The sequence below is a fragment of the Flavobacterium terrigena genome, from assembly GCF_900108955.1.
In the GTDB taxonomy this organism is placed as follows: domain Bacteria; phylum Bacteroidota; class Bacteroidia; order Flavobacteriales; family Flavobacteriaceae; genus Flavobacterium; species Flavobacterium terrigena.
The window spans coordinates 423,696-445,655 of the sequence record NZ_FNYA01000002.1 but is presented as its reverse complement, the minus strand read 5'-3'; the positions used below and the strand labels follow the sequence as shown (position 1 = coordinate 445,655).

General features: G+C 31.3%; 19 protein-coding genes. 12 read left to right on the top strand and 7 right to left on the bottom strand.

Annotated elements, in window-relative coordinates; all coding sequences use genetic code 11:
- Nucleotides 1-100: 100 nt before the first annotated feature.
- The 12 genes from BMX42_RS05390 to BMX42_RS05335 all read left to right on the top strand — a co-directional run bounded on the left by BMX42_RS05390 (nucleotide 101) and on the right by BMX42_RS05335 (nucleotide 14,273).
- Nucleotides 101-928: a prephenate dehydratase gene (locus tag BMX42_RS05390; RefSeq protein ID WP_091309984.1), complete on the top strand. Its 828-nt coding sequence runs from the start codon at nucleotides 101-103 to the stop codon at nucleotides 926-928.
- Entirely contained in the window at nucleotides 925-2,070 is a 1,146-nt protein-coding gene (locus tag BMX42_RS05385) for a pyridoxal phosphate-dependent aminotransferase (protein WP_091309981.1), read from the top strand. Before BMX42_RS05390 ends, BMX42_RS05385 begins: the two co-directional genes overlap by 4 nt.
- Nucleotides 2,071-2,100: 30 nt before the next feature.
- The gene (locus BMX42_RS05380) at nucleotides 2,101-3,183 is read left to right on the top strand and encodes a bifunctional 3-deoxy-7-phosphoheptulonate synthase/chorismate mutase type II (protein ID WP_091309979.1); all 1,083 of its coding nucleotides are present in this window, start codon (nucleotides 2,101-2,103) and stop codon (nucleotides 3,181-3,183) included.
- Nucleotides 3,184-3,252: 69 nt separating this feature from the next.
- Complete coding sequence (gene rsgA, locus BMX42_RS05375) at nucleotides 3,253-4,233, top strand: ribosome small subunit-dependent GTPase A (RefSeq protein WP_091309976.1); 981 nt, start codon at nucleotides 3,253-3,255, stop codon at nucleotides 4,231-4,233.
- 69 nt (nucleotides 4,234-4,302) lie between these two features.
- Nucleotides 4,303-4,755, top strand: a complete 453-nt coding sequence (gene dtd / locus BMX42_RS05370; RefSeq protein ID WP_091309974.1) for a D-aminoacyl-tRNA deacylase — start codon at nucleotides 4,303-4,305, stop codon at nucleotides 4,753-4,755.
- 1 nt (nucleotide 4,756) lies between these two features.
- Nucleotides 4,757-6,643 carry a DUF3857 domain-containing protein gene (locus tag BMX42_RS05365; protein WP_091309971.1) on the top strand — a complete coding sequence of 629 codons (1,887 nt, stop codon included), beginning with the start codon at nucleotides 4,757-4,759 and terminating at the stop codon, nucleotides 6,641-6,643.
- 11 nt (nucleotides 6,644-6,654) lie between these two features.
- Entirely contained in the window at nucleotides 6,655-8,655 is a 2,001-nt protein-coding gene (locus BMX42_RS05360) for a DUF3857 domain-containing protein (RefSeq protein ID WP_091309969.1), read from the top strand.
- Between the two features lie 2 nt (nucleotides 8,656-8,657).
- Nucleotides 8,658-8,840, top strand: a complete 183-nt coding sequence (locus BMX42_RS05355; RefSeq protein ID WP_091309966.1) for a hypothetical protein — start codon at nucleotides 8,658-8,660, stop codon at nucleotides 8,838-8,840.
- 1 nt (nucleotide 8,841) lies between these two features.
- Entirely contained in the window at nucleotides 8,842-9,168 is a 327-nt protein-coding gene (locus tag BMX42_RS05350) for a nucleotide pyrophosphohydrolase (RefSeq protein WP_091309962.1), read from the top strand.
- 1 nt (nucleotide 9,169) lies between these two features.
- Nucleotides 9,170-9,496 carry a DMT family transporter gene (locus tag BMX42_RS05345; RefSeq protein WP_091309957.1) on the top strand — a complete coding sequence of 109 codons (327 nt, stop codon included), beginning with the start codon at nucleotides 9,170-9,172 and terminating at the stop codon, nucleotides 9,494-9,496.
- The gene (aroA, locus tag BMX42_RS05340; protein WP_091309952.1) at nucleotides 9,496-10,746 is read left to right on the top strand and encodes a 3-phosphoshikimate 1-carboxyvinyltransferase; all 1,251 of its coding nucleotides are present in this window, start codon (nucleotides 9,496-9,498) and stop codon (nucleotides 10,744-10,746) included. Before BMX42_RS05345 ends, aroA begins: the two co-directional genes overlap by 1 nt.
- 89 nt (nucleotides 10,747-10,835) lie before the next feature.
- The gene (locus BMX42_RS05335; protein WP_091309949.1) at nucleotides 10,836-14,273 is read left to right on the top strand and encodes a T9SS type B sorting domain-containing protein; all 3,438 of its coding nucleotides are present in this window, start codon (nucleotides 10,836-10,838) and stop codon (nucleotides 14,271-14,273) included.
- A gap of 6 nt (nucleotides 14,274-14,279) precedes the next feature.
- On the opposite strand, the gene BMX42_RS05330 is transcribed toward BMX42_RS05335, so the two are convergent.
- The 7 genes from BMX42_RS05330 to gcvP form a co-directional block, all read right to left on the bottom strand.
- Entirely contained in the window at nucleotides 14,280-15,047 is a 768-nt protein-coding gene (locus BMX42_RS05330) for an ABC transporter ATP-binding protein (RefSeq protein ID WP_091309945.1), read from the bottom strand.
- Nucleotides 15,047-15,793: an MlaE family ABC transporter permease gene (locus BMX42_RS05325; RefSeq protein WP_091309941.1), complete on the bottom strand. Its 747-nt coding sequence runs from the start codon at nucleotides 15,791-15,793 to the stop codon at nucleotides 15,047-15,049. The genes BMX42_RS05330 and BMX42_RS05325 overlap by 1 nt, the downstream gene beginning before the upstream one ends.
- A 74-nt stretch (nucleotides 15,794-15,867) precedes the next feature.
- Nucleotides 15,868-16,716, bottom strand: coding sequence for a glycosyltransferase family 2 protein (locus BMX42_RS05320; protein WP_091309938.1), 849 nt, complete (start codon nucleotides 16,714-16,716; stop codon nucleotides 15,868-15,870).
- A gap of 11 nt (nucleotides 16,717-16,727) precedes the next feature.
- A complete protein-coding gene (locus BMX42_RS05315) occupies nucleotides 16,728-17,258 on the bottom strand; it encodes a methyltransferase (protein WP_091309934.1) in 531 nt (176 codons plus the stop codon).
- 100 nt (nucleotides 17,259-17,358) lie between these two features.
- The gene (locus BMX42_RS05310; protein ID WP_091309930.1) at nucleotides 17,359-18,417 is read right to left on the bottom strand and encodes a 3-oxoacyl-ACP synthase III family protein; all 1,059 of its coding nucleotides are present in this window, start codon (nucleotides 18,415-18,417) and stop codon (nucleotides 17,359-17,361) included.
- Nucleotides 18,418-18,536: 119 nt separating this feature from the next.
- Nucleotides 18,537-18,908: a group III truncated hemoglobin gene (locus BMX42_RS05305; protein WP_091309927.1), complete on the bottom strand. Its 372-nt coding sequence runs from the start codon at nucleotides 18,906-18,908 to the stop codon at nucleotides 18,537-18,539.
- 163 nt (nucleotides 18,909-19,071) lie between these two features.
- Nucleotides 19,072-21,915, bottom strand: a complete 2,844-nt coding sequence (gene gcvP, locus BMX42_RS05300; RefSeq protein WP_091309923.1) for an aminomethyl-transferring glycine dehydrogenase — start codon at nucleotides 21,913-21,915, stop codon at nucleotides 19,072-19,074.
- Nucleotides 21,916-21,960: the final 45 nt, after the last annotated feature.

The following is a 21,960-nucleotide window of genomic DNA, read 5'->3' as shown; positions in this document are numbered from 1 at the left end:
GGACAGGGATTGTTATGGTATTATTTGATGTAAAAATTTAAAAAGATAATTAACTATATATAAACAATCCCGATGTAAATCGGGATTTTTTTTTGCCCATATGGAAACAAAAATTGCAATTCAAGGTATCAAAGGTTCATTTCACCATCAAGTCGCACAAAACTATTTCCAATCTAATATTGAGTTAGATGAGTGTTTGTCGTTTCCTGATTTAGTGAAAAGCCTGAAACAAAACAAAGTACATAAAGGAGTAATGGCTTTAGAAAATTCTATTGCAGGCACAATTATTCCAAATTATGCACTAATTGACCAAAACAATTTGCACATTATTGGGGAGTATTATCTTGATATTCATATGAATTTAATGGTGTTGAAAGGGCAAAAAATTGAAGATATTACAGAAGTGCATTCGCATCCGATTGCGCTTTTACAGTGTGCTGTTTTTTTTAATCAATATCCACATATAAAACTAGTTGAAAGTGTTGATACGGCCGAAACTGCTCAACGAATTCAAGAACAACAATTAAAAGGAATTGGAGCTGTTGCCGCACCAATTGCTGCAGAAATGTACGATTTAGAAATTATTGCGGCAGGAATTCATACGGTAAAAAGCAATAAAACCCGATTCGTGATTTTAAAGAATGAAAACAAAGTGTTTCTGAAAGAAAAAATCAATAAAGCTTCTATAAAATTTGAATTGGACGACTTGCAAGGTGGCTTGGCAACGGTTTTAAACGCATTGAATGTTTGCCAACTCAACCTAACAAAAATTCAATCATTGCCTATTATTGATACGCCTTTTCAGTATTCGTTTTTTATAGATGTGGTTTTTGAAAAGTATAAATATTATGAAAGAGCAAAAGAGATTTTGGAATTAATGACCAAAAATTTAAAAGTTTTAGGCGAATACACGAAAGGAGACCAATGATAGTAACAGCAAATCGATTACATAGTGTTCAGGAATACTATTTTTCAAGAAAATTAAAAGAAGTTAGTCAGTTGGTTAGCGAAGGTAAACCGATTCTTAATATGGGAATTGGTAGTCCAGATTGCGCGCCTTCAGACAGAGTAATGTTAGCGATTCAGAAAGCACTATTTGATGTGAAAGCACATGAATATCAAAGCTATCAAGGTTTACCAGAATTGCGAAAAGAAATGGCTAATTTTTATCAAACACAATTTGAAGTTACATTAAATTCCGATTCGGAAATCTTACCATTAATGGGTTCTAAAGAAGGAATTATGCATATTTCTATGGCTTTTTTAAATGTGGGTGACGAAGTGTTAATTCCCAATCCAGGCTATCCAACTTACGAATCGGTAACCGAATTAGTAGGAGCAAAGGCAGTTTTTTATGATTTAAAAGAAGCAACGAATTGGGAACCTGATTTTGAAGCTTTGGAACAACAAGATTTGTCAAAAGTGAAACTAATGTGGGTAAGTTATCCACACATGCCAACAGGCGCAAAAGGAAGTGTTGATTTGTTTGAAAGATTAGTGAAATTTGCTAAAAGACATCAAATTTTATTAGTAAATGACAATCCATATAGCTTTGTTTTAAACGATAATCCGATTTCATTATTACAAATTAAAGACGCAAAAGAAGTGGTTTTAGAATTGAATTCATTGAGTAAAACGTTCAACATGGCAGGCTGGCGTGTCGGAATGGTGAGCGGAGATGCGACATTAATTTCGGCAATTTTAAAAGTGAAAAGCAATATGGATAGCGGTATGTTTTATGCGATTCAAAAAGGCGCCATTGAAGCTTTAAAATCTGGAAAAGATTGGTTTAATGATTTAAATAAAATGTATAGCAAAAGACGTGAATTGGTTTTTCAATTAGCAGATAAATTAGGCTGTACGTATGATGCCAAAAGTGTTGGATTATTTGTTTGGGCGAAAATTCCAAATAGAGAAAAATCTGCAGAAAATTTTGTCAATATATTATTGAGAGAGAAAAATTTATTTGTGGTGCCAGGAACAATTTTTGGAACAAATGGAGAAAATTACATTCGTTTTTCGCTTTGCGTTTCGGAAGAAAAAATTAAAGAAATATTAAATAAAATATAAAAGGAGTTACCTTTGTAAAACAATTATACTATGGAAATTACAAAAGAAAATAAACAATGGTTGGTCGATTTTAATTTAAATCATCCACTAGTAATTGCTGGTCCGTGCAGCGCTGAAACCGAAGAACAAGTGTTGAAAATTGCACACGAATTGAAAAATTCTGATGTATCGATTTTTCGTGCGGGAATTTGGAAACCAAGAACACGTCCGGGTGGATTTGAAGGTGTGGGTGAAATTGGACTAAAATGGTTGCAAAAAGCAAAAGCCGAAACGGGTTTATTAATGGCAACTGAAGTCGCTAATGCGCATCACGTTAAGTTAGCTTTGGAACATGATATTGATGTGTTGTGGATTGGAGCAAGAACGACTGTAAATCCATTCGCGGTTCAAGAAATTGCGGATGCTTTACAAAATACAGATAAAATTGTTTTAGTAAAAAATCCAGTAAATCCCGATTTATCTTTATGGATTGGTGGTGTGGAACGTTTATATAATGCTGGAATTAAGAAATTAGGTGTGATTCATAGAGGGTTTTCAACTTACGAAAAAACGAAATTCAGAAACAATCCAGAATGGCAAATTGCAATTGATTTGCAAAATAAATTTCCCGATTTACCACTAATTTGTGATCCTTCACACATCACTGGAAAAAGAGATATGATTCAGGAAGTTTCGCAACAAGCGTTAGATTTAAATTACGATGGCTTAATTATTGAAACACATATTGATCCAGATAATGCTTGGAGCGATGCGTCACAACAAATAACTCCTGATACTTTGAAACAAATTTTCGTCGATTTGAAAATGAGAAAAGAAACAGATGAAAATGCAGAATGGAACAAAGCCATGGCTTTACAACGTGCTTATATTGATGAATTAGACACGAAATTACTTGAGATTTTAGGAAAACGTATGAAGTTAGCCGAAAAAATCGGACAACTTAAAAAAGAGAAAAACGTGGCGATTTTACAAAACAAACGTTGGAACGAAATTTTAGGGCGTATGATTTTGGATGGAGAAGATAAAGGTTTAACAGAAGAGTTTGTATTAAAAATTTACAAAGCCATTCACCAAGAAAGTATTGCACATCAGGAAAAAATAATTAACAAATAAAAGAAGAAATACTATCTTTGTTCTAACTTACGATAAATCAGAATCAATTATCGTAAATCAAAATTAAAAATGACAGGAACCGTTTATAAATCTACCGGAAGTTGGTATTACGTAAAATCTACCGAAAATAAATTTTACAATTGTCGTATCAAAGGTAAATTCCGCATGAAAGGTATTAAAAGTACCAATCCAATTGCGGTGGGCGATGTGGTGGATTTTGATTTAGATGAAACAGTGGATGAAGTAAACGGAATCATTACAAATATTCATGATCGTAAGAATTATATCGTTCGTAAATCGGTGAATTTATCGAAACAAACACATATTATTGCTTCCAATATCGATATTGGCTTCTTAATTGTAACAATTAATAATCCAATTACAACAACAAGTTTTATCGATAGGTTTTTAGTAACTGCAAAAGCGTACGGAATTGAAGCTATCTTGATTTTTAATAAGATTGATACTTTTGACGATGCTACTTTAGATGAGCAATTGTATTTGCAACATACTTATGAGCAAATTGGTTATAAATGTTTGCGAGTTTCGGCTACTGATAATAAAGGAGTTGCTGAATTAATGGATTTAATGAAAGGAAAAGTTTCGATGTTTTCTGGACATTCTGGTGTTGGAAAATCGACATTAGTCAACGCTATTGAACCAACTTTAAATCTAAAAACTAAAGAAATTTCAAATACGCACTCGCAAGGACAACATACCACCACTTTTGCCGAAATGTTTGATTTGTCTAACGATATTCGAATTATTGACACACCTGGAATTAGAGGTTTCGGAATGGTAGATATGGAAAAACAAGAAGTTTCCGATTATTTTCCTGAGTTTTTTGCATTAAAAGAAGATTGTAAATTCAATAATTGTTTACATAAAGAAGAACCACATTGTGCAGTTAAAAAAGCACTAGATGAAGATAGGATTGCTTGGAGCAGATACCAAAGTTATTTAAAAATATTAGAAGGCGACGAAGAGCATTATCGTAATGATATTTATGGTGAAGACCGTATTGCCAGCGATGAAACTAGAAAAAGTTAGCTAGATTTTGTCATTTTGTCTCGTTTTTTAACGAGATCAGAATCTAATAAATAAATTTTTTACTTACAAATGAGAATAGTTATTCAACGTGTTTCTGAAGCTTCAGTTGAAATTGAACAAAAAATAGTTGCACAAATAAATCAAGGTTTATTGGTTTTAGTCGGAATCGAAGAGGAAGATAATTTAGAAGACATCAATTGGTTGGTTTCGAAAATTATAAATCTTCGCATTTTTGCTGATGAAAATGAGGTCATGAATCTTTCTGTTAAAGATATTGATGGTGAAATTATTGCGGTGAGTCAATTCACACTTCATGCTTTAACCAAAAAAGGAAACAGACCAAGTTATATCAAAGCAGCAAAACCAGATATTGCCATTCCCATGTATGAGAAATTCGTACAACAATTAGAAGCAGAATTAGGTAAAAAAATCCAAACCGGACAATTCGGTGCAGATATGAAAGTGGCTTTAGTCAATGATGGGCCAGTCACTATAATTATCGATAGTAAAAATAAAGAGTAATATGAGAATCGTTTTTTTAATTGTTTTTTTAGGGATCAATTTTGCGTTTAGTCAAAATATAAAAATTCCAGTAATTACACCTGAACAAAAAGAAAATGCCAATACAATTAAAATTTCCGACTTTCAAATTATTGAATATAAAAGCTATAACAAAGTAAATATTTCAAGGAAGTATGTTGTTTTAGTTTTAAATGAAATTGGTTTTAATAGTATAGATTTATCTGAAGATTATAATAAATCGAATAAAATTAAAAAGCTGAGTGTAACTATTTATAACACTTTTGGTGGAAAAGTAAAACAGTTTGGGAGAACAGATTTTAAAGATAGAAGTCTATTAGATGGTTCCACAATGTTTTCAGATAATAGAATGTTGTATTTAGATTACACGCCAACTGTTTACCCTTTTGTGTTAGAATATGAATGTGAAACAGAATCTGTAAATACAGCTTTTTTAAATGCATGGACACCTATTTCAAATTTACACGAAACAGTTTTGGAAGCTACATTGGAAATTGTTAAAAATCCAGAATTTGAAGTTAGTTTAAAGCTTCAAAAATTGGATGAGTTTAATGTTGAAAAATTGGAATCAGATACTAAAACTATTTTTATCGCTAAAAATATAATGGCTATCAAACCAGAAAATTATACAAACTATTCCAATGAATTTCCATTGGTTAAAATGTATTTACGTAAAGCTTCTTTGGAGGGTTATGAATTAAATATGAGTTCTTGGGCTGAATTTGGTAAAATTTATTATGATTATTTCATAAAAGATAATAGTACGATTTCAGAAAATACAAAGCTAAAATTAGATAATATTATTTCTGTAAATGATTCAAAACTGGATAAGATAAAAAAGATTTACAAATACGTTCAAGATAATACCAGATATGTAAGTGTTCAAGTTGGTGTTGGTGGTTGGAAACCAATGGAAGTATCCGACGTTGAGAAATATGGCTATGGAGATTGTAAAGCATTAAGTAATTTCACGCGTTCAATTCTTAAAGCATATGATATTGAATCTTATTATACCGTTTTATATGGTGGCGATAAGAGGAAGCTTGATGAAGAAGTTGTTTCTATGCAAGGTAATCATGCGATTTTATCGGTGCCTAATGATGAAAATTATATTTTTTTGGAATGTACTAGTCAAACTAATCCCTTTGGATATTTAGGCGATTTTACGTCAAACAGAAATGCATTAATCATAAAGCCTACAGGTGCAGAAATTGTAAAAACATCCGAGTATAAAACTGAAAATAATACCCAGGCAACAAAATCTAAAATTGTTGTATTAGAAAATGGAACTATTTCTGGGAATGCTGAAATTGTTTCAAAAAACTTACAATACAAAAACGTTTCTCTTTTAGAAACAAAGAGTGCAAAAGATCAGATGGATTATTATAAAAATCACTTTGGTCATTTAAATAATTTAGAAATTTCAAATCTTAAGTTAAATAATATTAAACAGCATTTTTCGTTTTCGGAGATATTCAATTTTAAAGCTGAAAATTATTATGAAAAAGGATTAAATTCAATTGTATTACCTTTAAATGTGTTAAATAGGTATTCTCGCATACCATTTAAATACAGAAATAAAAAGTTTTCATTTGAAATAGAATATGGATTTATAGATTCTGATGAAATTGAAATAGTTTTGCCTCAAAATTATTCAATTACACAATTACCTGGAAAAATTAATTTAAAAGAAAAATTTGGAGAGTATGATGCAAATATTGTATTCGAAGATAATAAGTTAATTTATAAAAGAAAGCTAACAATCAATGATGGAGTTTATGCCAAAGAGGATTATGAAACTTACAGAAAATTTATTGAGCAAATTAGTAAATCAGATAACATAAAAATAATAATAGACGTAAAACAATAATAACACAACTTATGAAAAAATTAATTTTAGCCTTACTATTTCCAATTTTATCATTAGCCCAAGATTATGAATTGGGAAAAGTAACTATTCAAGAATTAAGTCAAAAACAGCACCCAACCGATACTTCTGCAGTTGCTGCAATTTTATTTAATAAAGGGAAAACTTATTTTGATTTTGTTGAAAATAGTCATTTTGTTTTGGTAACAGAAGTAGAAGTAAAAATTAAAATTTATAAAAAAGAGGGTTTAAATTGGGCAAATAAAGAAATTGCCTACTATGTTGGTGGTGAAGCTGATGAAAACGTAATTGTCAATAAAGCCATTACTTACAATTTAGTAAATGGTAAAATTGAAAAAACAAAATTAAATAGTGACGGTGAGTTTAAAGAGAATGTAAATAAATTTTGGGTAAGTAAAAAAATCACTATGCCTAATGTAAAAGAAGGTTCTATAATTGAATACAAATATACAATTAAGTCGCCTTATTTTTCTAATTTACAAGATTGGAAATTTCAACAAACAATACCAGTTGATTATTCAGTTTATGAAACAATTATACCTGAATATTATAATTATAATTTTTATAATAGAGGTAGTTTAGTGTTAAATACCAAAAAAGAAACAAAAAACAGAACTGTCGAGATTAGTAATAAAGAATTGGTTAGAAAAGGAAGAGTAACATCATATGAAAAGTCGGTTGATAGAATTAGTTTAATTGAAAATGTTACAATTATTGATGCGAAAAATGTTCCAGCATTAATTGAAGAAGATTATGCAAATAATATTGAAAACTATCTTTCCAGTATTCAATATCAATTAGCGTCAACACATTATCCAAATGAATTGGTTAAGGTTTTTTCAAAAACTTGGGAAGACGTTGCGAAAAATATAAATGAGAATAATAGTTTTGGTGAAGAATTAAAGAAGGATAATTATTTTGAAAATGATTATGCGACTTTAGTTAACGGTAAAGATTTAACGAATGAAGATAAAATAAATAAAATTTATGATTTCGTTAAAAATCATTATAAGTGGAATGAAATGACAGGTATTTATACAGATGTTGGTGTTAATAAAGCTTATAAAGATAAAGTCGGAAATGTTGCTGAAATTAATTTCACCTTAATTGCCATGTTACGAAAAGCAGGTTTAAATGCAAATCCAATTGTATTAACAACACGTAGTCAGGCTATCAATTTATTCCCTACTACAACTGCTTTTAATTATGTGATTTGTGGTGTTGAAATTGGAGATAAAGTAATGTTTCTTGATGCTACAGATAAATTGTTAAAACCAGATGTGCTTCCAACTAGAGCGTTAAATTATATTGGAAGATTAGTAAGACAAAATAGTACTTCATTGGAAATAGATTTGTCTCCAAAATTACATGCCAAAAGCTCGGTTATGATTTTTGCTTCTATAGATAATCAAACTATTAAAGGAAATATAAAGGAAACTTTAACAGAAAACAGAGCTTATAATTTCAGAACTAAAAATAGTTCAATTTCTGAAGATACTTATTTAGAAAATATTGAAAAAAATATGACAGGTTTTGAAATAACTGAATATAAAATTGAAAACAAAACTAATGAAAAAGAACCTTTAAAAGAAGATTATTATTTTACTGCAACGAACGAAATTGAAGTAATTAATGATAAACTATTTTTTAAACCATTGATGTTTTTTGCAATTGACGAAAACCCTTTTAAGCAAGATAAAAGAGATTATCCTATCGATTTTAAATATCCAATGCATGATAGTTATACCATTACTTATAATTTGCCTCAAGGTTATGTTGTAGAGTCGATGCCAGAAAAAATAAATATTACTACGGAAGATAATTTAGCTTCATTCTCGTTCTTAACTGGAAATATGGGAAATAAAGTACAGATTGTTTCTAATTTTTATATTAATTCGGCTTTAATTTCTTCAGAATATTATGATTCATTAAAAGGTTTTTTTAATCATGTGTATTTAAAAATGAATGAAAAAATTGTATTGAAAAAACAATAGTAATGATGAATAATCTTAAAAAACCATTTCTAGAATTTTTACTAAACGCTACAATTTGTACTGTATTAATTAATTTTTTACAATATCACGATTGGATAAAATCATTAAAATTTGGAGCCGCTTTCGGATTAGCGATGTCTATTTTTTATACTTTTATCTTACCAAAATTCAAAAAAAAGCAATAAAATGGACATACAAAACGCACAACTAGAAGTTGATAATTGGATAAAAAATCACGGTGTTCGTTATTTTAACGAATTAACTAATATGGCGCAACTTACAGAAGAAGTAGGTGAAGTTGCCCGAATTATCGCACGTCGTTATGGAGAACAATCTGAAAAAGAATCAGATAAGAATAAAGATTTAGGTGAAGAATTAGCAGATGTGGTTTTTGTGGTTTTATGTTTGGCCAATCAAACAGGAATCAATTTACAAGAAGCATTTGATAAAAAACTAGATTTAAAAACCAATCGCGATCACGATCGTCATCAGAATAACGAAAAACTAAAATAATATGAACTGGATTTTACTAATAATTGCTGGTTTATTTGAAGTGGGTTTCGCTACTTGTTTAGGGAAAGCTAAAGAAACTTCAGGCAATACTTCTTTACTTTGGTATGGCGGATTTTTAATTTGCTTAACTATAAGTATGATTTTATTAGTGAAAGCTACCAAAGAATTACCTATCGGAACGGCATATGCAGTTTGGACAGGAATTGGCGCCATTGGAAGTGCCATTATTGGGATTTTGATATTTAATGAACCAGCTACTTTTTGGAGAATATTCTTTATGTTCACCTTAATTGCTTCTATTGTAGGATTAAAATTTGTATCTCACTAATGGACTTACAACTTAAAAAATCTCAAATCTCAAGGCTGAAATCTGAAATTTCAATAACAGGTTCTAAATCAGAAACTAATCGTTTGTTGTTGTTACAAGCTTTATATCCAAACTTGGTTTTAGAAAACAGTTCCAATTCAGATGATTCGGAAGTAATGTTGGATGTGTTAAATAGTTTCCAGCTTCTAGCTTCCAACTCCCAGCTTTTTGATGTGCATCATGCTGGAACAACTATGCGATTTCTTACAGCATATTTCGCCATTCAAGAAGGAAATGAAGTGGTTTTAACCGGTTCTTCTCGAATGAAAGAACGCCCAATTCAAATTTTAGTAGAATCCTTAAATCAATTGGGAGCGGAAATTTCGTATGTAGAAAATGAAGGTTTTCCACCTATAAGAATCAAAGGAAAAAAGATTGCTAAAAATAAAATTTCGCTACCAGCAAATGTGAGTAGTCAATATATTTCGGCCTTATTATTAATTGCTCCGAAATTGGAAAACGGATTAGAATTAACCCTTGAAGGTGAAATTACATCTGTTCCATACATCAAAATGACATTAGCTTTATTGAACGAAATTGGTGTAAAAACTTCATTCGAAGGAAATATAATAAATGTTAGTCACACAGTCTCGTTAGATGAAACGAGATCAACATCTCAATTAGTTGTAGAATCAGATTGGAGCTCGGCATCTTACTGGTATTCCATCGTAGCTTTATCAGAAATCGGTACAGAAATTACATTGTCAAGCTATAAAAAAAATAGTTTACAAGGCGATGCTGTTTTGGTTGAAATTTATAAAGAATTCGGAGTTGAAACTACTTTTGAAAATAATAACATCTTATTAAAAAAGGTTGAACCACATAACCTAAAACAGATAATCTATAACCTAAAAAATTCACCAGATATTGCTCAAACTATTGCAGTTACTTGTTTCGGATTAGGAATGGGTTGTCATTTAACAGGTTTACATACATTAAAAATTAAAGAGACAGATAGATTAGAAGCTTTAAAAACAGAACTAACTAAACTTGGTGCTGATATTTCCGTAACAAATGATTCACTAACACTTCAGTCGTCTGGAGAAATAAATAAAAACATCAACATTACAACATACCAAGATCACAGAATGGCTATGGCATTTGCGCCTTTAGCATTAAAAGTTCCAATTATTATCAAAAATGCAGAGGTGGTTTCAAAATCATATCCTGCATTTTGGGATGATTTAAAGCAAGTTGGGTTTTTGTTTTAAAAAACAATTATTCTCCTTTTTTTTGTTAAAAAAGTTAAAGCTTTACGCAACTATTTCAGTATTTCAGTATCTTGTAAGAAATTATTACAATGAAGAAATTTTACATACTTATATTATTAGGGTTTTTCCAATTAGGTTTTTCCCAATTACCAGATTTTAATTTACAAGTTACAACCACTAATGAAACTTGTTCAGGTAATGGTGCTCTTAGCTTTTCAGTAACAAATACTACTGTTGGCGCGTCAATAGTATATAGTGTTTATTTATTACCAAATACAACTACTCCAATTGCAATAACTCCAAATTCTACATTAACAGGCTTGAGTGCAGGGAATTATCAAGTTGTTGCTACTCAATCTTTAGGAGCAGATACTAATTCGCAACAACAAAATGTTTCAATTTCTAATCAAATTCAAAATTTAACATTCACTATTTCTCATCAAAAAGTTAAATGTGGCAATGATGGAATTCTTACAGCAAATGTTACTTCTGGAACAGCAGTTAGCTATCAATTATTAACTGGACCTGTTACTACGCCTGTTCAAAGTTCAAATGTTTTTAATAATTTGCCAATTGGAAACTACTCTATACGAGTATTTGATACTTGTGGAAATGCAGTTGTTAATAGTTTTACATTGACTGGAAACTATACACCTTTTTCGATTCAAGGAGTTAGTGAGGAAGATTTAACTTGTAGTACAATTAACTTAATAGCAAGTACAAATTACTCCAATGGAGGAGTTGCATATCCTTTGAATGTTGAATTTAAAGTGTATCCGCCAAATAACGCAACTCCGATAATTTATTCGCAAACCTTAACGTCATATAACAATCAAGGTATTGAACAAATTGTTCCAAGATATGATGGTGATTATTATTACGATGTTAAAATTATTGACGCATGTGGAAATGTTACTACAAAAAATAACAACTTAATTAATATAGTTTTTAGTTTTTCTGTAGCTAATTTACAAGGTTGTTCTCCGAAAATTAATATTTCTACAGTAAATGCAATATATCCTTATACTGTAGAATTTCTAATCGCACCTGCAGGTTATAACCCTGCGGCAGTAAATCCTGGTTTTCCAGGCCCATATTCTGTACCTGATTTAGTATTAAATGTAATGTTAGGAAATTTTACTATTAAATTAACCGATGCATGTTTAAAAACACATATTGTTAATTTTCAAGTATCAAACCCTGAAACACCAATATTGGCTGTTGCTGCAAATAATGGATGTGGAGGAATTTCATTTTCAGTTGATGAAATTCACGAGGTTACCATTGAAAACGTAACTTTAGTTTCTGCACCACCTGCTTATTCGGGTAATTTACCACAAGATTTATCTGTTTATATTAATATGAATGGTTACAACTGGTTTCATTCTGGTTTTCCACCTGGTAATTATGTTTTTCATATACTTGATTCTTGTGGTGTTTTGCATGTGAAAAATATCACTGTTGGACCAGGTCAATCGGTTAGTGTTTCGACTGTGTACTATCCTGAGTGTGAATTAGGTAGAGGTTCGCTTTATGTGTCATATTCAGGTGTAACAATTACCGATTTAAAAGTTTTAAATGCACCAAGTGGCTTTCCGTTTCCTTTACCATATACGATTACCAATGCTACTACCACGGCTTTTACTTTAGAAAATATGCCAGAAGGTAGTTATACGATTCAAATGACAACGGATTGTGGAAATGTGCAAACCAATATTTTTAATGTTGTAGGTTTTGTTAATACTAGTACAACATTAGAAATTCAACAGTTTTGTAGTTCTTTTAATTTAAGATTTAGTCATCAAGGAAATGGATTTCAAGTTGCATATGGACTTCAAAAATTAAATGAAGTAACAGGTAATTGGGAACATCCAATTACTGGTTTTCAAATTATAAACAATCAAATTGACGCAAGTAATTTTTACTCTTTAAGTCATAATCAATGGAATATAAATTTAAGTTTTTTAGGTAAATTCAGAATTATAAAATCGTACAGAAAATTAAATTTAGATTTTTGTATTCAATCAATTAAAGAATTTGAAGTGTTAGGACAACCAAAAGTTCTAAATCATAATGTTGTAAATTGCGGAAGTGGTGTGTCTGTAGTGCAGTTAAATGCAGTTGGAATTGGGCAATTAATTTATAGAATTACTCTAAAAGATAATCAGCCATTTCTTGTAAATAATGGTACAAATAATGTGTTTGTTAATTTGCAACCTGCGATTTATAATTTCCAAATTGAAGATAGTTGCGGTAATATTTTAAACCATCAAATTCAAATTAATACCAGTTTTCCAATTCAAATTACGCCTAATTTATGTGAAAATCAATTATCTAATTTGTCAGCTGATAATTATTCTTTTTTACAATATGAATGGTGGAAAGATGGAAGTCCTTCAACTATCTTAAGTTCAACAAATATTTTAACTTTCAATCCATTTTTGTCTTCAACTCATAGTGGAATTTATCATTTAAAAATAACTCATATTGGAAATCCAACTTCGTGTTTAAATAACATTATGACTTATACTATTTCAGGACAAGCTTCTCCAATGGCCGGATTAGATAATACTGTTAATTTTTGTGGTTTGCAAAGTTCAATAAATTTGAATTCGCATTTATCTGGAACATTTGATTTAAATGGAACTTGGGAAGAAATAACAACTTCAAATGGAATATTAAGTAACGGAATTTGGGATGTTACTGCCGTTAGTTACGGGGTTTATAAATTTAAATATACAGTTACTGGTTTTTGTAATAGTACAGATGAAGCTATTATTACGATAAATATTAATGAAAAACCTATTATTAGCGCTTTATTACCTTCTTATTCAGTTTGTAGTGGTGACGATTTACTAGTTAATCCAGGATTGAATAATTTGAATTATTCTTACCAATGGACAGGTCCAAATAGTTTTTCATCAACCAATAGTTTTTTACAGTTTAATGTTATTCAAAGTATTTCAAATGGACAATATAGCTTAGTAGTAGGTAATAATGGTTGTTTTTCAGATCCGTTTAGTTTTGTCATTGAAGTTACAAGCTTACCTGAATTTTATATTAGCGAAACCTGTGAAAACAATATAAAAACATTAGCTGCAATTCCTTTAACTGGAACTTTTGATTCAAGTATCAATTTTAATTGGACAGGACCAAATGGTTTTACGAGTTCATTAAATCCAGTTCAAATAGAAGATGAAGGTAATTATTTGCTAACTATTGATAAAAATAGTTGTGATATTTCAGAGGATATTACAGTTGCAACTATGGCTTGTGAAATTCCAAAAGGAATTTCTCCAAATGGTGATGGATTAAATGAGTATTTCGATTTGTCAGGATTTGATGTAAATGCGATTAAAATTTACAACAGATATGGTAAAATAGTGTATTCAAAAGATAATGGTTATGCTAAAGAATGGTATGGTCAGGCTGATAATGGTAATATTTTGCCAGATGCTACTTATTTTTACGCTATAACATTGGACTCAGGAGAATCAAAAACGGGTTGGGTTTATGTAACAAGATAAGCGATTTTAAATATCATCTTCTAAATACATTTTTCGTACACGTTTGAATAATTCACTTGAATAAACAAAGTCAGTAACGGCTTCATTATCCGTTTTGAAAATTTCTTTATTTGTACCTTCCCATTCTAATAAACCGTTTTTTAAAAAAACAATTTTCTCGCCAATTTCCATTACCGAGTTCATATCGTGGGTGTTAATTACGGTTGTAATATTGTATTCTTTAGTGATTTCCTGAATTAAATTATCAATAACAATAGCTGTTTTCGGGTCTAAACCAGAATTCGGTTCATCGCAGAATAAATATTTTGGATTGTTTACAATTGCTCTGGCAATCGCTACACGTTTTTGCATTCCGCCCGAAATTTCAGATGGTTTTTTATGATTAGCGTTAATTAGATTAACTCTGTCAATTACAAAATTTACACGTTCTTTAACTTCTGCTGGGGTTTTATTGGTAAACATTTTCAATGGAAAACCGATATTTTCTTCCACAGTCATGCTATCAAACAAAGCACTTCCTTGAAAAACCATACCAATTTCTGTACGGATATCACGTTTTTCATCTTTGTTCATTTCTTCATAAATTCTGCCGTCAAAAGAAATATGTCCGCTATCGATATGATGAACACCAAGTAATGATTTGATGAAAACCGTTTTTCCAGAGCCACTTTGACCAATTACTAAGCTAGTTTTACCAGCTTCAAAACTTGTAGAAATACCTTTTAAAACCATTTGGTCTCCAAAGCTTTTTTTAATGTCGTGTACTTCAATCATTAGCTTAAAAGTAATTGGGTTAAAATATAATTCATCAAAATAATCACTACAGATGTCCAAACAAAGGCAACTGTACTGGCTTTACCAACTTCCAAAGCGCCACCTTTCATAAAGAAACCGTGAAAAGAAGGAATTGTTGCTAATAAAAAGGCAAATACTAATGTTTTTATGAAAGCATAGGCAATATGAAAAGGAATGAATTCATTTTGCAAACCTGTAATAAATTCTTGACTTGTAGTAAAACCGCCATAAACACCCGCTAAATAACCACCAAATATTCCTAAAAACATGGCAATTCCAATCACAAACGGATAAAGCGTTGCGGCAACCATTTTAGGGAAAACTAAATAATTTAAAGCATTTACACCCATTACTTCTAACGCTTCAATTTGCTCGGTAACACGCATAGAACCAATACTTGATGTAATAAACGAACCCATTTTTCCTGCCATAATGATAGAAATAAATGTCGGAGCGAATTCTAAAACTATCGATTGACGCGTAGCAAAACCGATTAAATATTTTGGGATTAAAGGATTGGTTAAATTCAATGCGGTTTGAATAGCTACAACTCCACCAACGAAAAACGAAATGAAACACACAATTCCTAATGAATCAATAATTAAATCATCAATTTCTTTAAAGATAAGTTGTTTCATCACGCTCCATTTCACGGGACGATTGAAAACGTCTTTCAGCATAATGAAATAGCGACCAATTTGCGATAAATATCTAATCAACATCATTTGTTTGTGTTCAGTTTTCAGATTATAGTATGCAGTAAAAATACTATTTTTTGTTTGAATTTTACCTTAAAAGTTTAAAACAACTTTTCTTTCATTTTTTTCCAACGGTAGTTTCGTATCCATTTGGCTTGTTCAGGTGTGACAAATAATTGTTTTCCAGAAGTTTTGGCTTTCCAAAAACCCATGATGTAATCGATAAACAAGAAAGGTTTTCCTTTTCTACTAGCTAATTTTAAAGAAGCAATTGCAGTAATGAAAAATCCGTAACCTAAACTATAAAAAGCTTCACCCTGTTTGTAGCGTGCTGCTTTGTTATAACTTGCTCCAGTTGGTTTTAGGTGTTTTACGTGTAAACTTTCATCAGTAACCACTTTCCAATTATAGAATTTACATAATAATTCGTCAACCGTGTCCCAACCCATAGCAGGTTTTAAACCACCAATTTGTTTATACGTTTCTTTTCTGTAGGCTTTTAAAGCGCCACGAATATGGTCTTTGTCGGTTAAGTTTTCTAAAATCCAATCGCCATTTTTTTCGATATAACAAAATCCACCAGCCATTCCGATTTTTGCATCAGATTGGAAATGCTTTATAATCGTTTCGAAATAATTGTTAGGAAAAATTAAATCAGCATCGACTTTTACGATAATGTCGTAATTGTCATCAATATGTTTTTCGCCTTCGTGAAAAGCTTGAATTACCTTACTTCCTGGAAGATGAATTGCATCAGATTTTTTATTTACCAAAGTAATAAATGGATATTTTTCTGAAAAAGAAGTCACAATTTCAGCTGTGCTATCCGTAGAACTATCATTCACCACAATAATTTTCGATGGCAAAACAGTTTGTTCTACCAAAGATTGTAAGGTTAAAGCCATAAAAGCTTCTTCGTTATAGGCGGGAATGATAATGTAATATTTCATCAGACTGATTACTATTTGTTAGTCACTCTTTCAGCGTAAACCAAATAATATCTCGGTGTAAACCATCTCAAAAGCGGACGGAAACCAATTTTTTTAACCGGATGTGTAAATTTAACGCGATCCATAATTTTGAATCCTGTTTTTTCTAACAACCAATCCAATTGCCAATCTTCAAATTCATGATAATGTCTGTCCCATTTGTCGGTTTTACTTCTATATGCCGATGAAAACCATAAACGTAATGGAATAGAAATTAAAACTTTATCACATTTTACGTTTTCTAAAACAGTATACGGATTTAATAAGTGTTCGAAAATTTCAAAACCAGTAAAAACATCGTAATTTTCTTCACGTAAAGCGTTTTGATTTGCATCTAAATCTTCCCCTTTCGTATTAATAACTTTATAGTTGTTTTCTACCATAATTTTCGAAAACGGATTAGGAACACCTAAATCGAAAATGGTTTCTGAAGTGGAAATATGTTTTTTTAGAAATTCTAAAGTGATATTGAAGCGCTTGCTTGGATATGTTTTTTCGTACATTTTAATATTGTTTCAAGTTTAATGTTTCAAGTTTAAAACAAAAGTGTAAAAATAGTAAATAAACCTGAAACTTCGAACCTGAAACTTTAAACAAAAATAATTAAACCTTATAAACAATCGCATTAATATTCATTCCAGCTCCAACAGAAGCAAAAATGATAACATCGCCTTTGTTTAATTCTTGATTTTCTATTTTTCCATTTATGATTAAATCATATAAAGTTGGAACAGTCGCCACGCTTGAATTTCCTAATTTGTGAATACTCATTGGCATCACACCTTCTGGAGGAGTTTGGTTGTATAATTTGAAGAAACGATGAATAATAGCTTCATCCATTTTTTCATTTGCCTGATGAATTAATACTTTTTTAATATCTGTAATTTTGTAACCGCTTTTTTCTAAACATAATTTCATAGCATTTGGAACATTGTTTAGTGCGAATTCGTAAATTTTTCGACCGTGCATTTTGATGTATCTCACATCTTCATCTAAATCTTTATTAAAGGAATTTCCGAAATATAAATAGTCGGCTTCGTCAGTTGCGTAAGTCGCAGAAGCATGACTAATTATTCCACCTTCTTCTTCGGTAGCTTCAATTACTGTTGCGCCTGCTCCGTCAGAATAAATCATCGAATCTCTGTCGTGAATATCAACAACTCTAGACAAGGTTTCAGCACCAATGACCAAGCATTTTTTTGCCATTCCTGCTTTTATGTAGGCTTGTGCTTGAATGACACCTTCCACCCAACCTGGACAACCGAAAAGCATATCATAAGCCACACAGTATGGGTTTTTTATACGTAATTTTTGTTTGACACGAGAAGCCAAAGTTGGCACCGCATCCGCTTGAATTGCGCCGTGTTTAACATTTCCGAAATTATGTGCGAAAATAATATAATCTAAAGTTTCAGGATCAACTTTTGCATCTTCAATAGCGCGTTGAGCGGCAATTAAGGCAATATCTGAAGTTAGTAAATTGTCGCTAACATATCTGCGTTCTTGAATTCCAGTAATTTCTAAGAATTTTTCTGCAACCACTTCGTTTGAATATGGGAAAAGAGATCCGTCTTCGTTTAAAAAAGAATGCTTTGCGAAATCTAAATTGGTAACTTTTTCTGTAGGTATATAGCTTCCTGAGCCAGTAATTTTAATATTCATTTCGGGAAATTTTAATCTAAAATACTAAAATGATAAACATAAATGGTTTAACATGTTGTAAATTAAAAAATTATTACGGAATTGTTAATATTTCTCTATTTTTTTATTGATATCCAAATTTATGTAAACTTTATTTGCATAACAGTTGCCATGTTTAATGCCATAGTTTTCATTTGATCCGCTTTATTACCATCGAAATTTTCTGTGATAGAAGTGTAAAGGTGATCTAACCAAATTTCAAAATGTTCGTGAGTAAAAGGATGTCTGTCGTGAATGTTTTTATGAATTTGAAACATGTTGTTACTATATCCACCTTTTAAAAACAATCCTTGTTCCCAAAATGTGGCTAAAGTTTCAAAGTGTTCTTCTAAATGTTGGTCGACGTGAGTGGCTTGTGTAAAGAAGAAATTGATAGATTGATCTTTTAGTAATCTATCGTAAAAGTTTCTAATGATTAAAAGTATATCCTCTCGAGTTTCTATATCTCTCATTGTATTGATTTTTCAATATTCAAATTTACAACAATACTTTTGGAAGAAATTGATATTTATCATGTTTCATAAAAAAATCCCAAATTCAATTTAATGAACTTGGGATTTTTAGTATTATGAATTTCGAAATCTTAAATCGTATTTCTTAAATCGTAAATCAATATTACATGTAAGCTTCAATAGGAGCACAGCTACAAACTAAATTTCTATCTCCATACGCTTCATCAACACGACGAACTGATGGCCAAAATTTGTTTTCAGCGATATACTCTAATGGGAAAGCTGCATTTTCTCTTGTGTATGGGAAAACCCATTCGTCAGAAGTAACCATTGCTAAAGTATGGGGTGCATTTTTCAAAATATTTTGAACGTCATCTTTAGTTGAAGCTTCAATTTCTTTACGAATTGAAATCATAGCATCACAGAAACGGTCTAATTCTGGTAAGTCTTCTGATTCAGTTGGTTCAACCATTAAAGTTCCAGCAACTGGGAAAGAAACCGTTGGTGCGTGGAAACCATAATCCATTAAACGTTTTGCGATATCTGTAACTTTAATTCCATTGTCTTCAAAAGCACGGCAATCTAAAATCATTTCGTGTGCCGCACGTCCCATTTCTCCAGAATATAAAATTGGATAATGTGCTTCTAAACGCGCCTTCATATAATTCGCATTTAAAATCGCATGTTTAGTTGAATTGGTTAAACCTTCAGCACCTAACATACAAATGTATCCGTAAGAAATTAAACATACTAAAGCAGAACCATAAGGAGCAGATGAAATAGCAGTAATTGCTTGCTCTCCACCAACGTGAATTACAGGATTTGATGGTAAAAATGGAACTAATTTATCGTTCACGCAAATTGGTCCAACACCTGGTCCACCACCACCATGAGGAATTGCGAACGTTTTGTGTAAGTTTAAGTGACAAACATCAGCACCAATTGTAGCCGGATTTGTTAATCCAACTTGCGCATTCATATTTGCACCATCCATATATACTAATCCACCATTATCGTGAATTAATTGTGTAATTTCGATAATTGACGATTCGTAAACACCATGAGTTGATGGATAAGTTACCATTAAACATGATAATCTATCTTTAAATTCAATCGCTCTTGCTCTTAAATCTTCCACATCAATATTTCCTTCTGGAGTTGTTTTTGTAACGATAATGTCCATTCCAGCCATAGCTGCAGAAGCTGGATTCGTTCCGTGAGCAGAAGAAGGAATTAAACAAACTGTTCTGTGTTCGTCTCCACGAGAGGCGTGATAAGCACGAATTGCCATTAAACCAGCGTATTCACCTTGCGCACCAGAATTTGGTTGTAAAGTTGTACCTGTAAAACCAGTAACAACATTTAATTGTTGTTCTAATTTTTTAAGCATTGTAATATATCCTTCTGCTTGTTCGATTGGAGCAAAAGGGTGAATGCTGTTCCAATTTGCCATAGATAAAGGCAACATTTCGGCAGCAGCATTTAATTTCATTGTACAAGAACCTAAAGAAATCATCGAATGGTTTAACGATAAATCTTTGCGCTCTAATTTTTTGATATAACGCATCAATTGACTTTCAGAATGATGATTGTTGAAAACATCATGTTGTAAGAAAGTTGATGTTCTTACTGAACTTTCCGCAATTCTACCAGAAGGTAAAAGGATTTTAACTGGTGTAAATTCCTTACCAACCGCTTCAGCGAAAATTCCAATAATTTGATTGACATCAGCAATTGAAGTCGTTTCGTTGAATGAAATTGAAATCGTTTCAGCATCTACATAGTAGAAATTCACTTCATTTCTTTCAGCAATCGCTTTTACTTTAGCAGCATCCGCTTTTACTAAAATCGTATCAAAGAAAGAAGTATTTGTTTGGTAAATACCTAATTTATTTAATTCTTCAGCAGTTGTATTTGCAGAAGCATGAACTTTATCAGCAATATATTGTAAACCTTTTGGCCCGTGATACACCGCATACATTCCAGCCATAACCGCTAATAAAACTTGAGCTGTACAAATGTTTGAAGTTGCTTTTTCACGTTTAATATGTTGTTCACGAGTTCCTAATGCCATACGTAAAGCACGGTTTCCATTAACATCGATTGAAACACCAATAATTCTTCCTGGCATTGAACGTTTGTATTCGTCTTTTGTTGCGAAGAAAGCGGCGTGTGGCCCACCGTAACCCATTGGAATACCAAAACGTTGAGAAGTTCCAACAACAACTGCAGCGCCCATTTCTCCTGGAGAAGTTAATTTCACTAAAGATAAAATATCTGCAGCAACACCAACTTTAATGTCATTTTCTGCCGCTTTAGCTATAAATGCAGTATAGTCATGAACTTGACCATATTTTCCAGGATATTGTAACATCGCTCCGAAAAATTCTTTAGAAAAATCGAATGTTTCGTGGTTTCCAATTACTAATTCTATTCCAATTGGTGTAGAACGTGTTTGAAGAACAGAAAGTGTTTGTGGTAAAATTTCTTCTGAAACGAAGAATTTATTTACGTTATTTTTCTTTTGGTCACGAGAACGAACATCAAATAATAATGCCATTGCTTCTGCAGCAGCTGTTCCTTCATCTAATAAAGAAGCATTAGCGATTTCCATTCCAGTTAATTCGATAACTGTAGTTTGGAAATTTAAAATCGCTTCTAAACGACCTTGTGCAATTTCTGCTTGGTAAGGTGTGTAAGCAGTATACCAACCTGGGTTTTCAAAAACATTTCTTTGAATAACTGCTGGTACGATTGCAGGATGATATCCTAAACCGATATATGATTTGAAAACTTTATTTTTTTTGCCTAATTCTTGAATATGAGTTAAGTATTCATATTCCGACATAGGTTCATCTAAATTCAATTCTTTTTTTAAACGAATTCCATCAGGAAACGTTTCGTAAAGTAATTGATCTACTGATTCAACTCCAATAGTTTTTAACATGTGACTTAGGTCGTTTTCACCAGTTCCAATGTGTCTTAAAGCAAAAGCATCTGTTCTCATTATATATAAAAATATGTTGTGTTATAATTTGGATACAAAAGTAAT

Excerpts from the sequence above, each read along its gene's own strand:
- BMX42_RS05390 (WP_091309984.1), top strand. The coding sequence starts at position 101 with ATGGAAACAAAAATTGCAATTCAAGGTATCAAAGGTTCATTTCACCAT.
- BMX42_RS05385 (WP_091309981.1), top strand. The coding sequence starts at position 925 with ATGATAGTAACAGCAAATCGATTACATAGTGTTCAGGAATACTATTTT.
- BMX42_RS05380 (WP_091309979.1), top strand. The coding sequence starts at position 2,101 with ATGGAAATTACAAAAGAAAATAAACAATGGTTGGTCGATTTTAATTTA.
- rsgA (WP_091309976.1), top strand. The coding sequence starts at position 3,253 with ATGACAGGAACCGTTTATAAATCTACCGGAAGTTGGTATTACGTAAAA.
- dtd (WP_091309974.1), top strand. The coding sequence starts at position 4,303 with ATGAGAATAGTTATTCAACGTGTTTCTGAAGCTTCAGTTGAAATTGAA.
- BMX42_RS05365 (WP_091309971.1), top strand. The coding sequence starts at position 4,757 with ATGAGAATCGTTTTTTTAATTGTTTTTTTAGGGATCAATTTTGCGTTT.
- BMX42_RS05360 (WP_091309969.1), top strand. The coding sequence starts at position 6,655 with ATGAAAAAATTAATTTTAGCCTTACTATTTCCAATTTTATCATTAGCC.
- BMX42_RS05355 (WP_091309966.1), top strand. The coding sequence starts at position 8,658 with ATGATGAATAATCTTAAAAAACCATTTCTAGAATTTTTACTAAACGCT.
- BMX42_RS05350 (WP_091309962.1), top strand. The coding sequence starts at position 8,842 with ATGGACATACAAAACGCACAACTAGAAGTTGATAATTGGATAAAAAAT.
- BMX42_RS05345 (WP_091309957.1), top strand. The coding sequence starts at position 9,170 with ATGAACTGGATTTTACTAATAATTGCTGGTTTATTTGAAGTGGGTTTC.
- aroA (WP_091309952.1), top strand. The coding sequence starts at position 9,496 with ATGGACTTACAACTTAAAAAATCTCAAATCTCAAGGCTGAAATCTGAA.
- BMX42_RS05335 (WP_091309949.1), top strand. The coding sequence starts at position 10,836 with ATGAAGAAATTTTACATACTTATATTATTAGGGTTTTTCCAATTAGGT.
- BMX42_RS05330 (WP_091309945.1), bottom strand. The coding sequence starts at position 15,047 with ATGATTGAAGTACACGACATTAAAAAAAGCTTTGGAGACCAAATGGTT.
- BMX42_RS05325 (WP_091309941.1), bottom strand. The coding sequence starts at position 15,793 with ATGATGTTGATTAGATATTTATCGCAAATTGGTCGCTATTTCATTATG.
- BMX42_RS05320 (WP_091309938.1), bottom strand. The coding sequence starts at position 16,716 with ATGAAATATTACATTATCATTCCCGCCTATAACGAAGAAGCTTTTATG.
- BMX42_RS05315 (WP_091309934.1), bottom strand. The coding sequence starts at position 17,258 with ATGTACGAAAAAACATATCCAAGCAAGCGCTTCAATATCACTTTAGAA.
- BMX42_RS05310 (WP_091309930.1), bottom strand. The coding sequence starts at position 18,417 with ATGAATATTAAAATTACTGGCTCAGGAAGCTATATACCTACAGAAAAA.
- BMX42_RS05305 (WP_091309927.1), bottom strand. The coding sequence starts at position 18,908 with ATGAGAGATATAGAAACTCGAGAGGATATACTTTTAATCATTAGAAAC.
- gcvP (WP_091309923.1), bottom strand. The coding sequence starts at position 21,915 with ATGAGAACAGATGCTTTTGCTTTAAGACACATTGGAACTGGTGAAAAC.